18 protein-coding genes and 1 pseudogene are annotated in these 15,200 nt (G+C 53.9%); 14 read left to right on the top strand and 5 right to left on the bottom strand.

Annotated elements, in window-relative coordinates:
- Nucleotides 1–1,308, bottom strand: a complete 1,308-nt coding sequence (locus tag R50912_RS28555; protein WP_052416743.1) for an MFS transporter — start codon at nt 1,306–1,308, stop codon at nt 1–3.
- A complete protein-coding gene (locus R50912_RS28550; RefSeq protein WP_052416742.1) occupies nt 1,309–1,875 on the bottom strand; it encodes an ArsR/SmtB family transcription factor in 567 nt (188 codons plus the stop codon). It abuts the gene before it with no gap.
- 205 nt (nt 1,876–2,080) lie between these two features.
- On the opposite strand from R50912_RS28550, the gene R50912_RS28545 reads away from it, so the two are divergent.
- The 3 genes from R50912_RS28545 (at nt 2,081) to R50912_RS33660 (ending at nt 7,231) form a co-directional block, all read left to right on the top strand.
- Nucleotides 2,081–2,743 carry a DUF6483 family protein gene (locus R50912_RS28545; protein ID WP_042239709.1) on the top strand — a complete coding sequence of 221 codons (663 nt, stop codon included), beginning with the start codon at nt 2,081–2,083 and terminating at the stop codon, nt 2,741–2,743.
- A 46-nt stretch (nt 2,744–2,789) separates the two neighbouring features.
- Nucleotides 2,790–3,983 (top strand): class I SAM-dependent methyltransferase, encoded by a 1,194-nt coding sequence (locus R50912_RS28540; RefSeq protein ID WP_042239705.1) that lies wholly within the window; start codon nt 2,790–2,792, stop codon nt 3,981–3,983.
- A gap of 1,166 nt (nt 3,984–5,149) precedes the next feature.
- Complete coding sequence (locus tag R50912_RS33660) at nt 5,150–7,231, top strand: O-antigen ligase family protein (RefSeq protein ID WP_231637730.1); 2,082 nt, start codon at nt 5,150–5,152, stop codon at nt 7,229–7,231.
- Nucleotides 7,232–7,329: 98 nt separating this feature from the next.
- Here the strand turns inward: R50912_RS33660 and R50912_RS28530 are convergent, their stop codons facing one another.
- Nucleotides 7,330–7,983, bottom strand: coding sequence for an SdpI family protein (locus tag R50912_RS28530; protein ID WP_042239703.1), 654 nt, complete (start codon nt 7,981–7,983; stop codon nt 7,330–7,332).
- Between the two features lie 116 nt (nt 7,984–8,099).
- Nucleotides 8,100–8,366 (bottom strand): annotated as a pseudogene (locus R50912_RS28525) (autorepressor SdpR family transcription factor); the annotation flags it as partial.
- A 252-nt stretch (nt 8,367–8,618) separates the two neighbouring features.
- Here R50912_RS28525 and R50912_RS28520 point away from each other — a divergent pair.
- The 10 genes from R50912_RS28520 (at nt 8,619) to R50912_RS28475 (ending at nt 13,880) form a co-directional block, all read left to right on the top strand.
- A complete protein-coding gene (locus R50912_RS28520) occupies nt 8,619–9,233 on the top strand; it encodes an undecaprenyl phosphate transporter UptA (protein WP_042239702.1) in 615 nt (204 codons plus the stop codon).
- Nucleotides 9,230–9,796 (top strand): thioredoxin family protein, encoded by a 567-nt coding sequence (locus R50912_RS28515; protein ID WP_039303121.1) that lies wholly within the window; start codon nt 9,230–9,232, stop codon nt 9,794–9,796. Before R50912_RS28520 ends, R50912_RS28515 begins: the two co-directional genes overlap by 4 nt.
- A gap of 5 nt (nt 9,797–9,801) precedes the next feature.
- A complete protein-coding gene (locus tag R50912_RS28510; RefSeq protein ID WP_042243516.1) occupies nt 9,802–10,431 on the top strand; it encodes an MBL fold metallo-hydrolase in 630 nt (209 codons plus the stop codon).
- A gap of 183 nt (nt 10,432–10,614) precedes the next feature.
- The gene (locus tag R50912_RS28505) at nt 10,615–10,821 is read left to right on the top strand and encodes a hypothetical protein (protein WP_042239701.1); all 207 of its coding nucleotides are present in this window, start codon (nt 10,615–10,617) and stop codon (nt 10,819–10,821) included.
- 56 nt (nt 10,822–10,877) lie between these two features.
- The gene (gene sigY, locus R50912_RS28500; protein ID WP_042239700.1) at nt 10,878–11,420 is read left to right on the top strand and encodes an RNA polymerase sigma factor SigY; all 543 of its coding nucleotides are present in this window, start codon (nt 10,878–10,880) and stop codon (nt 11,418–11,420) included.
- A complete protein-coding gene (locus R50912_RS28495; protein WP_042239699.1) occupies nt 11,410–11,736 on the top strand; it encodes a YxlC family protein in 327 nt (108 codons plus the stop codon). Before sigY ends, R50912_RS28495 begins: the two co-directional genes overlap by 11 nt.
- Complete coding sequence (locus R50912_RS28490) at nt 11,733–11,954, top strand: hypothetical protein (RefSeq protein WP_039303111.1); 222 nt, start codon at nt 11,733–11,735, stop codon at nt 11,952–11,954. Before R50912_RS28495 ends, R50912_RS28490 begins: the two co-directional genes overlap by 4 nt.
- A 56-nt stretch (nt 11,955–12,010) precedes the next feature.
- A complete protein-coding gene (locus R50912_RS28485) occupies nt 12,011–12,202 on the top strand; it encodes a PLD nuclease N-terminal domain-containing protein (RefSeq protein ID WP_081956699.1) in 192 nt (63 codons plus the stop codon).
- Nucleotides 12,202–13,116, top strand: coding sequence for an ABC transporter ATP-binding protein (locus R50912_RS28480; RefSeq protein ID WP_042239696.1), 915 nt, complete (start codon nt 12,202–12,204; stop codon nt 13,114–13,116). The genes R50912_RS28485 and R50912_RS28480 overlap by 1 nt, the downstream gene beginning before the upstream one ends.
- Nucleotides 13,113–13,880 (top strand): ABC transporter permease subunit, encoded by a 768-nt coding sequence (locus tag R50912_RS28475; protein ID WP_042239695.1) that lies wholly within the window; start codon nt 13,113–13,115, stop codon nt 13,878–13,880. The genes R50912_RS28480 and R50912_RS28475 overlap by 4 nt, the downstream gene beginning before the upstream one ends.
- A 133-nt stretch (nt 13,881–14,013) precedes the next feature.
- Here R50912_RS28475 and R50912_RS35385 read toward each other — a convergent pair whose 3' ends face one another.
- The gene (locus tag R50912_RS35385) at nt 14,014–14,454 is read right to left on the bottom strand and encodes a hypothetical protein (RefSeq protein ID WP_156123391.1); all 441 of its coding nucleotides are present in this window, start codon (nt 14,452–14,454) and stop codon (nt 14,014–14,016) included.
- A gap of 166 nt (nt 14,455–14,620) precedes the next feature.
- Here R50912_RS35385 and R50912_RS28470 point away from each other — a divergent pair, with 166 nt between their 5' ends.
- Nucleotides 14,621–15,004 (top strand): hypothetical protein, encoded by a 384-nt coding sequence (locus R50912_RS28470; RefSeq protein WP_039303101.1) that lies wholly within the window; start codon nt 14,621–14,623, stop codon nt 15,002–15,004.
- The last annotated feature ends 196 nt before the right edge of the window (nt 15,005–15,200 follow it).

Genomic DNA, 15,200 nt, shown 5'->3' with positions numbered 1-15,200 from the left:
TTATTGAAATTTACGGATAGCCGGAACACTGAGCACGAGAGCGACACAGGTCAGTCCCAGAGTAGAGAAAATAATTATGGTCGGAACCCCGCCAATCAGGTCGGCCAGCCAGCCGACAAAGATGTAACCGACCGGCAGCAGGGCGAAGGAACCGAATAAATCGAGACTGGCTACCCGTCCGAAGGCTTCCTTCGGGACCAGCTCCTGCAGGCTGATCTCCCAGATCAGTCCGAAGATCATCAGCCCGAAGCCTTCAAGGGCAAAGAAACCGATGGCTGCAGCCGGAGTACCCGCAAACGGCATGAGCAGCAGAGCCACACCCCCCAGCATAGCACCGCCATAAGCCATAATGCCGCGGTTCTTCCATTTCGGCCGCAGTCCGAACAGCAAGCCGGCGATAATTGCGCCTACTCCGGAGAAGGTAACGGCAAGCCCGTAGACATAAGGAGGCCAGCCGTGATGGACCTTGAAGAGCCAGGGAAGAAGGACGCTGCTGATCCCCGCGTAGCAGATGTTGATGAAGCAGAAGGCCAGAATCGTAATCCACAGCCAAGGGTGGCTGCGCAGAACGGAGATTCCCTCGATGAAATCCTCTTTCCAGTTAGGAGTATCCGGGGCTTCAGTATCCGGCAGAACAGAGGCCGCGGAATCTGCGGCGGGTCCGGGCTGCAATTTGACAATCAGCACCCTGCGCAGGTAGACAAGGCATACTAGGGAGATCAGATAAGTGAATGCATCCAGTCCGAAGCCGACACCTGCGGACAGGTGAGTGATCAGCAGACCGCCCAGTGCGGGGCCGATCAGGCGTACGGACTGGGTAGTGATTTGGGTCAGAGAATTCGCAGCCACGCGTATGTCCGGAGTGAATACTGTGGCCCGGACTGCAGCATAGGCAGGCTGGAATAGACCATCGAGCAGACCATAGAAGGCTACCAGGATATAGAGCAGCGGGATACTGAGTATTCCGGTCAGGGCCAAGACTGCCGTGATCATCATCACGGCAAAGCGGGCAATATCCGCCAGCATCATAATCCGCACACGGTCGTAACGGTCCACGATATGTCCGGATACCGGAAGCATGATCACATTCGGCAGCATGTAAGCGGCCATGACCAGACCCATCGTGGTGGTTGATCCGGTCAGTGAATAGACGAGGACGGGCAGGATGACCATCGTCACCGAGCTGCCGAGGAATGAAATTAAATGTCCCAGCCACAGATAGGGAAAGGCGCGTGAACGGACAAAAGGAGCAGCGAAACCCTGCAGCGGATTGCGCCTTTCCTGTCCGGAAGGAGCGGCGGTATTCATCTACTCCTGTACCTCCGCATCTGTATTCGGCTCCGGAACAGGCTCTGCAGACTGCAGGCGGCCCATCACGATTTCAACACCATACTCGTCGCCGGCAGTAACCTTAGATTCCCAGGCAGTGATCAGCTTCAGCATCTCCTGATGGAATTTCGCAAGCTCCGGAGGAGAGAGGGTAAGTCTGGTGATGAAATGCTCCACCTGGTCTTCTTTGCGGAAGTGGAAGCCGCTAAGCTGTTCCGAGCGGAACATCGTCCCCTTGGAGCGGTAGAATTTCTGGATGATACCTCCCGCCACTTCGGTGCGGACAAGCTCCAGAAGCCCGCCCTCATAGAGCTTGACGATGTGGTAGTGGATGTTCCCCGGTGTCTTGTTCAGCTTCCTTGCAACCTGCTTGGACGTGAGGGGTTCCCCCGCCAGCGTATGCATGATCTTAATCCGCAAGGCGCTTTCCAGCAGCTTATCCTGTTCCGGGGTGACCTTCAAAGGCTGCACGTTTTCTTCCAGTTGAGAATAGCTTGAAGCAACTGCTTCCGGCGGGCTTTGCCCGGGGTCGGCGGGTTGTGACATCACGTTTCCTCCTATAATCGATCTGTGTAACAGTATGATCTGGATTCCAGATTGGTTGTTTGTATTGTATTTGAGCCCCAGTTTTATGTCAAGAACAATCAGTAGCAGTGATAACAAGTGTTGGCTGAAGGACAGGGGTTATGCCAGGTGGCGCAGGCGGGTGGAATGGTTTAAGATGATTTCAAAGGCGAAAGGGTGAGCAAGCATGTTCCGGAGAGATTATATCGTACGCATGATCGAGGATATGACGGCAATGGTTGCCAAGGTAATGACCTTGAAGCAGGATAAAAAAACAACAGAAGCCCTGTGGGAAGTGGACGAGCTGCTGATGCGGCATTTCCGCATAAATTCCCGTCTGCTCAATTCGCTGTCCGTAGAGGACATTATTGATATGTTTCGTCTCGGCGGTGTGCTGGAGTCCGATAAGCTGCAAGGGGTAGCCCGGCTGCTGAAGGAGGAAGGCGGTATTTACGCGGCAAAAGGGGATCAGGATCAAGCCCTCTTCAGGGAGATGCGGTCCTTGCATCTGTTTTTGTATGCGGATCTGCATGGTGCCGACCGTGAGCTGCTGAACATGACGGGCGATATCAAGGAGCTATTAGAGGAAGTAGAGCCTTACCGCCTCCCGGCCAAAACAGAGCGGCTGCTGATGGCCTACCAGGAATCCCTGGGACATTACGCCAAAGCGGAGAACAGCCTGTACCGGCTATGGGAGCAAGGGGAGGATGTTGCGGCGGAGGGCAGGGAGCTGTACGGACGGCTGCTGCTGTTGAGTCCGGAGCTGTTGGCCCAGGGGGGACTTCCTCTGGAGGAAGTGCAGCAAGGCGGGGAAGAATGGAGCAAGCTTACGGTTAATGCTATAATATAACGATATTCAGGAGACAGCGTGCTCCATTTATAAATTCGAAAGTGAGATGTACCCAGTGGAATCTTTGAAAGCATTGATCGATCAAGTGATTACCGGCCGTACGCTGATTACGGCTACGCTAAGCCAGCTGCGCAGCAAGGGTGGGGTCACCTACAGCAAAGTGCAGATCAAACCTGTTGAATTAAAGGGCAAGCTGCACTATCAGTTCGCCTACTATATCGGCCCCAAGGTCGAACACCGCAATATTCCGGCAGAGGATGCCGCTGAAGAAATGCTGACTCTGCTGAGAGAGACCTTCCGCCAAGGCCTGCTCTGTACCGCCAGTGCCGACTACCAGGTGCTGATCAGCAAAAAATACAAGGTGTCCATTCTGACCAAGTCTGCCAGCAAACAGGAGGCACCGGACCTGGCGCATAACCGCCGGAAGCAATATGTTCTGGACGAAGGAGAACCGGTGCCGTTTCTCGTGGAGCTTGGCATCATGAACAGCGAAGGCAAAGTGCTGGCTAAGAAATATGATAAGTTCCGCCAGATCAACCGGTTCCTGGAGATGGTCCAGGATGTGCTCAGTGATCTTCCGGCAGGCCGTCCGCTGACGATTGTTGATTTTGGCTGCGGCAAATCCTATTTGACCTTTGCGTTGTACCACTATCTGGCCGTCCGTGAGCAGCGGGAGCTGAAAATAGTCGGTCTTGATCTGAAGGCGGATGTCATTGCGCACTGTGGTGCCCTCGCTGCCAAGCTGGGCTACGACCGCCTCCGGTTCCTGGTCGGTGATATCGCTGACTATAATGAACTGGACCAGGTGGATATGGTTGTTACCCTGCATGCCTGTGATACAGCGACAGATGCCGCTCTCGAGAAGGCAGTACGCTGGGGCGCATCGGTCATCCTCTCGGTGCCTTGCTGCCAGCATGAGCTGTTCGCCCAGGTGCAGAGCGATGTGCTGAGTCCGCTGCTGTCACACGGAATCCTGAAGGAACGCTTCTCGGCACTGGCCACGGATGCAATCCGGGCCAAGCTGCTCGATCTGATGGGTTACCGCAGCCAGCTGCTGGAATTCATCGACATGGAGCATACACCGAAGAACATTCTAATCCGTGCCGTGCGGAGCGACAGCGGCGACAACGCCGCCAAATGGCGCGAGTACACCGCGTTCCGCGATTTTCTCGGTGCCAAGCCTTATCTGGAGCGCGTCTGCTCTGATCTGCTGCCCGTGGGAAATGCGGAGCTTAATTAATCAGCTTAATAGTTCAAAGTGTGACAGAACGGCTGCTTCCTGCGGGGGGCGGCTGTTTTTGTGCAAATATAAGAAATTATAAGTTGCACTTGATAACTTATCCTTCTATTTCTCGCTGAACCGTTACCGTTCAAAAGACAGCAAAGCCGTTTCCACTTGGGATTGCTATTGGAAGCTTCGGCCGCTATTAAGGTGCTGCTGTGGTGTTAATGGAGTGCAGCTGTGGTGCTGCTGTAGACGCTGATGGAGTGCTGATGTAGTGCTGATGTAGTGCTAACTGTGATATTGTGATGCTGCTGTAGCGCATCTGTAGTGAATTCGTATTGTTAGTGCTATTTTAGTGCTGTTTTCGTACTTTTGTAGGGCCATCTGTGATGCCCTGAATTAGAATCTTGCATCAAATACAACAATTCTTTCATTATGCCGCCTCTAATCGGGAATTGTTGTACAAACTCCCGGCTATACCTGAATCAAAGTTGTAATACTTACAACATTTCGAATAATCCCGCTTGACTACCAGCTCTTAAGCGTTTATTTCCCCAATCTTAGACTTAAGTGTGGTTCATATAGCGACTTTCTTTTGCATTGCTATAGATATGGGAAGACTGTAAGCAACAATAGGAATAGGGGATTTAGAAATGCGGATAAATCGGTTTCAGCAGTACAGAGGAATGGCGGTCACTCTGGCTTGCAGTTTGGCGTTGATAGCAGCGGGCGGTGCGGCCTGTGTGCTGCGAGGATTCTTTTTTGCCAAGGAAATGTATCTCTTCCTGACCGTATGGTTTGCGCTGTGCGGAGTTCTCACCCTAGGAGGAGTTGTCCTGTATGCCGCCTCCGGATGGGAAAAGCGGCTAAAGCCGCAGGGGGTGCCGGCGGGGAAAACGGAGACCGTGCGGGCGCTACCTGGAGGGGACGTAAAGGGAGATATAGCTAAAACTGAGAGATTAGCCGGAAGTGGGCAGTTGGTGACAGATAATGCCGGGAAGATTGCTGTAACGCAGGCTGCAGATGAGGCAGTGTCCGGGAGTGGCCGTATGTTGGATGGCAGTATGAGTAGAGTTACGAGGTTGAGGGCGATTGTATGGTTGTTGCCGGGCTGCTGCATTGTTATCTGTATTCTTTACGCTATTCATGCATTCCGTGGCCCCCTATCCTCGCAGGGAACATTGAATGAATTGCTGCGCTGGGGATTTTACACCAGTTTTGCTCTCTTCGCTGTACTTGTGGCGGGAAACCGCCGGGGAGGAACTCTTCTTGCAGCGGTCTGGCATCTACTGGGTCTAGTGATCAGCCTGTCTGCCTTATTGGCGGTATGCGGTGGCCTGCCGGTTCCTTACGCGGTAGCCTACAGCCAGTCACCTGAGGTCAGTGCTACCGGTGCCCGGCTGGCCGGACTGCTTCAGTATCCGAATGCCTTTGGCGCGGTGATGGCTGTGTTTCTGCTGGAGCGGCTATTTGCTGCTGCTTATGGCTTCAGGCTGACCGGTCCTTCGGGAACCGTGAGTGGAGAAGATTGCGCAGAGGGAGAGGTGGAAGCATCCCGTGGAGCAGTAAACCGGGCTGAGCAGGAGAACATAGCCAGCGGTGAAGGGGGGGGTGGAGCGATAAGCAGAGCGGAGCAGGAGAACATAGCTAGTGGTGAAGGGGGGGGTGGAGCGGTAAGCAGAGCGGAGCAGGAGAACATAGCCAGCGGTGAAGCGGAGGGTGGAGCGGGAAGCAGAGCGGGTGAGACCGCTATAGCTGGCAGAGTGGGCCGTGCACTGGGCTGGTCCGCAGAGCTACGGCGGACAGCGGCGCGCCTGCTGCCGCTGTTCCCGTACGCCGCCGCGCTGCTGCTCAGCGAGTCGCGCGGCGCATGGCTGGCTGCGGCCTCCGCCGGCGCCGCAGCCCTGCTCTGGAAGCGGCAGCTGTCCGCGCCGCTTCTGCTTGCCGGCGCCGCGCCTGTGGCCGCCGCGGCGCTCCTGTACCGCCAGCTGGCCCGTACCGGGCTGGCGGCAGAGCCCTTGCCCGGCCTGCTGCTGCTGGCCGGGCTCTGGGCCGGCGCGCTGCTGGCCGGCCTATGGCTGCACCGCCGCAGCTGCCGCGCGGCGGGCTGGCACCGCGCCGCCATGCTGGCGCTGGCGGCGGTGGCCTGGACGGCGGCCGCCAGCGCCGTCCTGCTGCAGGTACGCGCGCGGATCACGGGGCCGTCCCCGACGGCCGCCGCGCGCGGACTCTTCTACCGCGATGCCTGGAAGCTCGCGGCAGAGGCGCCCTGGCTGGGGCGCGGGGGCGAGACCTGGCGGCATTCGTACCTCGCCGCCCAGTCCCGCCCCTATGTAGGCAGCCAGGTGCACAGCGGTTATCTCGACATCCTGCTCAATCTGGGGACAGCCGGTCTGGCTGCTGTCCTCCTGCTGCTGCTGGCCGCAGGCTGGCTCGTCTTCAAGGCGTCACCTAGGCTGCTTCCGCCTCTGCTTGTCATCATCCTGCATAGCGCAGTTGATTTTGACTGGAGCTACGGATTGATATGGATGCTGCTCCTGCTGCTGCCTGCATGGGCTCTTGCAGAAACCATAGCTCGGCAAGTTGCGGAGGGTACCGCCATCCTTACACGGCTGCGTCGATCATGGCCGTATGCAGGAATCGCTGTTCTCTGCGCCTTGACCTTCATGCTAAGCATCCTATCCTATCAGGCGATGAGGGGGGCTGCTTTGTATAAGCAGGCTGCCCGTACAAGCACTGATCCTGCCGCACAAACTGTGCTGCTGCGGCAATCGCTGGCGTGGAATCCAAGAGAGCCGCAGACGGCGGCCGCATTATCACGGCTGCTTCCAGAGGAGCAGGGAATGGACCTGCTGCAGAGCAGTATGCAATTCTCCCCCGGAGATGCTGCTCTGCACTGGGAACTTGCAGAGCGTTATCTGCAAGGCCGCGATCCGGGAGAGGCCTTGTACTGGGTCCGCCGCAGCCTGAAGGCCGACATATTTAACGCCGCCAAAAGACTGGCGGCGATTGAAGGGATGCTTAAAATGGCCGAACGCGGATTGGCGGAAGGGAACAGGCAGAGGGCTGCAGACAGCGCAGCTGCCGGACTGGAACTGCTGCGGCAATACAGCCTGCTTGCCGGCAGGGAGCATAGCGCAGGCCGGCGGCATAATGACCGCGGCTTCGGGATCAATGAACAAGCCGAAGGGGTTTACCTTCGGCTGAGAGCTCTGCAGGCGCTAGCCATACAGGATGAGCCGAAGAAGTTAGTGACCGGCTGAACACTGAAGCACTAAGCAGGCACTCAGTCGGCTGAATTCATTAGATGTGCATCTCCAGTAGCGTTCTTCCGAATCTCGGTGCAGTGCGGCGGCCAGCTTCAGACCTTGATCTTCCGCGAGATCAGCCACGAATACACATAAGGCACGATAATGGCGATAACCAGGGCAGTGATGATCATGCTGACCGACAGCACTTTTGGCATAAAAGCCCCCAGTGCAATCAGCAGTCCGCCAATCACCCACATCATTCCGGACAGACGGTGGGTCTTCCGCCACACCGCAGGGTTAGCCAGCGTCCAGGGTGTTCGGACACCCGTGAAATAATTATCCCTGATCTGCGGCATGAAGTTTCCAATCACTATAAACAGCAGCCCAATACTCACAGTAGCCCACTTCCCGGCGGCAAATTGCTCATCCAGACCTTGTGTGACCGACAGCACAAGTGCAGCATCGCATATGATGCCCACTGCCAGGCGGATCATTTTATAAGCGCTTTGAAACTTAGTGTAGTTCTCTCTTTTGGGATCAATTGTACGCATAAACTGCATGGCTATTGGGAAGATCAGTCCCATGAAGGAGAAAAAAGCAATGAGGGAGCCCTTGCTCCAGTAAGTGTTAACCTTGCCTGTAATGCTGAACTGGGCAGGAAGCTGATCCGGCAGCTTGCCGTAATTCAACAGTGCATAGCCGAGCGAGAACAATCCCAGAATTACAATCAGTGTGTCCTGCCATTTCCATTGGAAATCCTTCATCTTGATTCACCCTCCGTGTCAAAATATCGCTCCCGTCCCCTGGTCCCCTTTGAACCTGCGCCTTTTAAGCCTAACGAATCTTCAGCCGGTTCATCCGCAACTGCTTTACTCTCCGTACCGGCCTTACCCGTACCCGTCAATTCCAGGAACCAGCCCAGCACCTCTTCGAGCACGGTGGAGTCCAGCGAATAGAGAATAAACTGGCCTTTCCGTTCGTCCTGCACCAGTCCCGCATGCTTCAATGCATTTAGATGATGGGAGATGCTGGGTTTGGACATATTGAAAAAATCGGCAATTTCCCCGGCCGTCCTATCCTTTTCCCGCAGCAGGCGGAGAATCTGCCTCCGGGTCGGATCGGCCAGCGCCTTGAAGGATTCATTCAACTCCGCAGCCCCTTTCAATATTTAGGTAATTATCTAAATGCATAATAGATCTTTATTCCACACTTTGTCAATGCTGGAATACCTGCTTTTCTATAGCAGAGAACCGAATGTCCATTTTCCATAAGTAGAAGTCGTAAGCCCGCATATGCTAGAATAGGCTAAGAGAAGCTGGATACATAGAGCGGACGAGGCTTAGGATTCTGCCTGCAGAATGCCAGGCTGATTACGCAACACACGGAAGGAGAGCTGCAGTTGCATTTTATATCTGAACTGATTTCGCAATTATTTGAATGGATTCAGAGTTTGGGTTACTTCGGAATAATGATTGGCCTGATGATTGAAGTCATACCAAGTGAGATTGTATTGGCTTTTGGCGGCTATCTGGTCTCGCAGGGAGATATTAATTTTTTTGGCGCGGTTTTGTTTGGTACAATTGGCGGGGTAGTCGCCCAGATTTTTGTGTATTGGATCGGCCGTTATGGCGGCAGACCGGTGCTGGAGAAGTACGGCAAGTATATTTTTATCAAAAAGAAGCATATTGACCATTCTGAAGAATGGTTCCAGAAATACGGGACCGGCGTAATCTTCACCGCCCGTTTTATCCCGGTTGTCCGTCATGCGATCTCTGTTCCCGCTGGTATTTCGCGCATGCCGCTGGGTAAGTTCACTATGCTGACCACGCTGGCTGTTATTCCATGGAGTGCACTGTTTGTATATCTCGGATATACTCTCGGCGATAAATGGCAGACTATTGATGAAGTCGCAGCTAAGTATACGCATGAAATCATTCTTGCCGCACTTGCGGTTATTGTTCTGTATTTCCTGTTCAAGTGGTACAAATCCAAGAAGAAGGGTAGTGCAGTATGAAACAGAATGTTGCTTCTAAATTTGGTCAGGGATTGACGCCCCGCCAGTTCGTGGAAGGCATGACGAAGAACCAGCAGGCTTTTGAATCCTGGTATGAGAAGTTTGCCTGGGCAGATGAGAGTGACCGGGAATATTTCGAGAGCCTGAATCACCGGGATGATCTGCGGGTACTGATTCTGGCTGCTGACTGGTGCGGAGATGTGGTTCGTAATGTCCCTGTGGTGTTCCGCATCCTGGAGACGGCAGGCATTAAGACTGAAGTGCTGATTCTGGAAGAGAATCAGGATGTTATGGATAACTTCCTGACCATGGGTGGACGTTCGGTTCCAATCGTGATTTTTGCCGATACCGGCGGCTATGTGCTGGGCCATTGGGGACCGCGTCCGGAGCATGTACAGTCACTGATGAGAGAGTTCAAACAGGAGAACCCGGACCGCGAGGCTGCGGATTATGAGGGCAAAATCACCGAAGTGCGCAAAGCCATGGGCCAAGCCTACGGAGAAGGAACGGAATCACACGCGGTTATTGCCAAAGAGCTGCGCAGTCTGATCTCCGGATTCTAATGCCGATGCTTAATATAAGGTCTTATAATCTTGGACCACTTCAGACGAACGCTTATCTGCTGACAGGAGCCGACCCTGCCAAAGGTGTGATTATTGATCCCGGTGCCAATCCGGCTGCCCTTCTCCGTGCTGCTGAAGGTATGGAAATAGAGGCTATCCTGCTGACTCACGCCCACTTTGATCATATTGCCGGACTGGATGAGGTCCGTAAGGCCAAGAAATCCCCAGTGTATATACATGCTCTGGAGAGTGAGTGGCTGGGCAGTCCCAAGCTGAACGGCTCGCTGATGTGGCCCGAATCATCTCCTCCGGTCAGTACAGATCCGGCTGAATACGATTTGGCGGAAGGCCAGATTCTGAAGCTGCTCGGTTTAACCTTCCGGGTGCTGCATACGCCTGGACACTCTCCGGGGAGTGTCAGCTTCCTGTGCGGAAATGATCTGTTCTCCGGTGATGTATTGTTCAAAATGGGAGTAGGACGCACCGATCTTCCCGGCGGCAGAGAACGTGATCTGTTTGATTCGATCCGCGGTAAGCTGTACCGGCTGGATGAAGAAGTGAGGGTATTTCCAGGACATGGTCCGCGCACCTCTATCGGGTTTGAGAAGCTAAATAACCCATACGTTCCTATGTAACGACGTGTTTATGCCGGTTATGACATAATTCGGGAAATTAGACATGGACAAAAAGATACAGAGTTGCTACAATAATGTTAATTAAATGTAACATTTACCTCGCGAAGCACGCAGACTGTGGAATAATCCCGGTTTGCGTTCTTTTTTTTGTCTATATGTCTTTAATTTCATGGGAGGAAGCAGATGAAGGAAGATATGCATCACCAACTGGACTATGGGGAATTGAGACTAGACGGGGAAGGTGTGGCGGAGCAGAATTCCGTAGAGTATGCTGCAGAGAATGGGGATAATAAGATCTCTCTATTCTGGCGCTTCCCCAGAGGCAAGGGAGCCGTCCAGCCATGGAGGCGCAGGCTGTGGGAATTGCAGAATAATTCTGACCCTGAATGAACGATCTACAATACATAATCGTATTACAGAGGTGAGGAAGAGAAAGAGGAGGGACTATGGGCGACGGGACGCTGGAGAAGATCAGACTGGCGCAGCAGGGGGATGCCAAGGCAACAGCTATGCTGCTGCGGGAGCATTATCCCTTCCTGTACAAGTATCTGATTAAAGCTACAATGGACCCTTCACTTGCGGAAGAGCTGGCTCAGGATACAATGGTCAGATGCTTGGAGAAGATGGGGAGTTACAATGGAACCTCTGCATTTTCTTCATGGCTGATAACGATTGCCAGCCGGCTCTACATCGACCGCAAGCGGCGGTGGAAGCGTGAGTTGAAGTGGCAGAAGGAGCAGACTGAGGAGCAGGGGAGCCGCAGTATCCGCTGGAGGTTTGAGAGCCGGAATATGGAGTGGAGTGAAGTGCTTGATGCCTTATCCCGCCTGTCTACTGCCCACAGAATGGCTGTACTGCTGAAGCATTATTACGGATACGGCTATGATGAAATCGGCCAGATGCTGCAGATCCCTTCCGGCACGGCCAAATCAAGGGTAGCAGCCGGATTGAATCAACTGCGAAAGGAGCTGGACGAGGATGAGGTTTAACAGTGATGAAGAGCTGCTGAATAAGCTGTCAGCAGAACTGGAGATTCTGGATCAGCATTACGACGATGTGGCGCCTCCCTCCTTGCCGGAGCTGGAGCAGCTTATTGCGGCAGAAGCAATCCGCCGAGTGAAGCGGCAGCGCAAGGAACTGCTGATATTCTCTCTGGTGGCTCTACTCCTGCTCAGCGTAGTGCTGTCTATTCTAAACTCTGCCCCGGCACTGTTTTGGGGCTTGCAGGCGCTATTTCCGCTGGCAGCACTTGGCAGTCTGGGAGTAGCACGGATCAGGCTGGGACGGGAGGATGCTGAAGAGTGAGTGAATTGCAGAAGGCGCCTTTGTGGCTGTGGCTTTGTATAGCTGCTGTACTGATGCTGCAGGGGACTTGGCTGTTCCGTAATGCTCAGGGCAGAGGGAAGGGCAGAATGGCCTGGTTCTGGGGAATTTGGGGCCTTACCGGTTTCCCGTCACCGGCTTTGTGTTATCTGCTGTTTGTAGTTCTCCCGGGCAGGCGGAAGGCCGGGCAGAAGCGCTGAAGGCGGACAGGGAAGGCGGTCTCAGAATAGCAAACTGGAGTATGGAGGGTGTACAGATGGATAAAGTGGATTGGGGGTTGATTGCGCCGCTGCTGGCGCTGCAGGTTCTGCTGGCGGTTGTGGGTCTGATCTCGCTGGCCAGGACAGATAAGGTTCGCGGGCCCAAATGGATGTGGGTGCTGCTCCTGGTATTTGGCAACCTGCTAGGAAGTATAGCTTATTTCACACTGGGAAGGAAAGAACTCTGATGCCGCTGCTTGAAGTTACGAATCTCCGCAAAAGCTTTGGCGGACATCCCTCCGTGGACGGCATCAGCTTCGGGGCCGAAGCCGGGCGTTGTGTCGCTTTACTGGGACCCAATGGAGCCGGCAAAACCACTACACTGCGCATGCTTGCCGGTCTTCTGCCGCCTACCGGCGGGAGCATCTCCTTTGGCGGCGCTCCTCCCGGAACGGATTACCGCCGGCAGCTTGGTTATCTGCCGCAGTCTCCGGCTTTTTACAGCTGGATGAGCGGTCTCGAATATATGATCTTTGCCGCCAAGCTTAGCGGCATGGCCGCCAAAGAAGCTGCGGCGGTGTCGGGCGCAGTGCTGGAGCGCGTGGGGCTTAGTTCTGCAGCGCGCCGCCGGATCGGCGGATATTCCGGCGGTATGAAGCAGCGCCTGGGGCTGGCCCAGGCCTTAGTGCACCGCCCGCGTCTGCTATTGCTTGATGAGCCTGTCTCCGCGCTTGATCCTATAGGGCGCCGGGAAGTGATGGAGCTGCTGCGGGACATCCGGGAAGAGACAACTGTGATTTTCTCCACCCATGTGCTGCATGATGCGGAAGAGATATGTGATGACGTCATATTAATGAACCGGGGAGCTATAGCTGTGCAGGGGACCTTGGCCCGTCTCCGGGCGGAGTACAGTCTTCCGGTTATCAGAATAACCATAGCGAAGGAAGACAAGGCTGTCCGGTGGCTGGAGGAGCTTAGGCACAAAGCCTTTATTGAAGAAGCAAGTATTTCGGACGGCAGGGCAGTCTTTAACGTAAGCGATGTCGGGCTCGCGCGCCGGATGATTCTGCAGGAAGCAGCAGGGCTGGATATTCCGCTGCTGCAATTTGAAGCAGGTTCTTCAACGCTGGAGGATCTGTTTATGAAAGTGGTGGGAACATGAGCAAGCTCTGGGCCCTGTATTCGAGAGAGATGCTGGAGGCAGTGCGCAGCTATAAGCTGATCTGGATACCTGTAGTGTTCATTATTCTAGGCATCATGCAGCCGCTAGTCACCTTTTATATGGCTGATATACTGGCAGCCTCATCAAATGTCCCGGCAGGGTTTATGGACAGCTACGAGATGCCTGGTGCTGCTGCGGTAATGGCCCAGGCTCTGGGCCAATACGGCACGATTGGCATCCTGATTCTGACGCTGGGGACAATGAACAGCCTGGCCGGCGAGCGGAGCAGCGGGACAGCCGAGCTGCTGATGGCCAGACCTGTTTCACCGGTATCGATCGTTGTTGCCAAATGGGCGGCAAATTTTACAGTGCTGGTAATTGCACTGGTACTGGGGGTAGCGGGGGCGGCTTATTATACAGTGCAGCTTATGGGGAGCTTGGCCTGGGGCACAGTTGCGGCGGCTTCCGGACTCTATGCACTCTGGCTGCTGTGTGCGGTGTCACTTACGCTGCTCTTCAGCGCCTGGCTGCGCGGACCTGCTGCTGCCGGGTTTGCTCTCCTGCTGGCTGCGGGGATGAGTCTCGCCCACAGCCTGCTGCCTTCCAGGACTGCCTGGTTGCCTGCCGCTCTGCCCGGAATGTCTGCCGGCTTGCTTGCAGAAGGCAGCGTAACCGGCGGGCCGATGATCTCAGCAGTGCTGTTAATCGTTGCTTGTATTGCAGGAGCTTCGCTGCTCATTCGTAGGAATAAATTGCCGAATTGATAAAATTGCAATAGAATAGCACGTTTTCAAGAATTTTCAGAGTATTTTCTGCGAAAACAAACATGTCTTTCAAGGCACAACTCCAGCATGAAAATGAGCAGCGTGGCTAAAAAACAGAACATCGTCTTTTCATTTATTTAACATATTTTAACGGAAAACCGAACACAATTGGACTGGGTAAGCCACGTAAGCCAAATGTAATCGAAAAACCGAACACAATTGGACTGGGTGCACCGCGTAGGCCAAATGTAATCGAAAAACCGAACACAATTGGACTGGGTACGCCGCTTAAGCCGAATGTAATCGAAAAACCGAACACAATTGGACTGGGTAAGCCACGTAAGCCAAATGTAATCGAAAAACCGAACACAATTGGACTGGGTGCACCGCGTAGGCCAAATGTAATCGAAAAACCGAACACAATTGGACTGGGTGCGCCGCGTAGGCCAAATGTAATCGAAAAACCGAACACAATTGGACTGGGTGCGCCGCGTAGGCCAAATGTAATCGAAAAACCGAACACAATTGGACTGGGTGCGCCGCGTAGGCCAAATGTAATCGAAAAACCGAACACAATTGGACTGGGTGCGCCGCGTAGGCCGTGCGTTTATCGCAGTGCCAGACGTATTTTCACAGAAAAATCATCGGACTACTCTCCTGCGGCTGGACAGCTCTATCTTTTTTTAGTAGACTGTTGAAACAAGCAGAACCATGATAGATTTTGGTCAGGAGGTAGGACGATGCTGCGTTTAGGAGAGAAGATTGTCATTGTCGCGGACGCTTTTGAGCAGAGTCTTCCTATCGGAGACTACGGCTACCTAATTGCTTACGACCGCAATCCAGATAATGCGTTTGATTATGTCATTCGTGTTCCCGAGGCCAATAGAAATTTCTATGTTACGGCAGAGGATATTGAGGCCGAAGAGCAATTGCTGGTACTAGAAGCTGAAAGAGCCACGCACGAAGCTTTGATAGATTATGCTCTATCGACGTACAACGAGAAGCTGTTCCATCATCTGATGAACGGTGAGGAAGTTGAAGCGGAAGAGCTGGAGACAACATCCAAAGAAAGTTTGTCCCAGGCGGATTTCATCAAACAGGTGAATCTTCGCGCTTGGATTTAAGTAGAGCCGGCGAAAGCCGGCTTTTTGTTTTGTTATTTAGGAAATTATGATATTCCAGGAACCCCACTGATTCCGCTGATAGTTAGCGTTGCGGGAAAATCAAAGGGGAAAATCCCACTGATTATCCTGTGCGTTACCCGTAGGAGGCAAATGAGGAGCATTAGTGCCCCTCATATCCCCGGATCCATACTTTTTC

The organism is Paenibacillus sp. FSL R5-0912 (assembly GCF_000758605.1).
Lineage (GTDB): Bacteria > Bacillota > Bacilli > Paenibacillales > Paenibacillaceae > Paenibacillus_AQ.
Note: the sequence above shows the minus strand (reverse complement) of the source record. Positions and strands in the feature narration are given on the sequence as shown.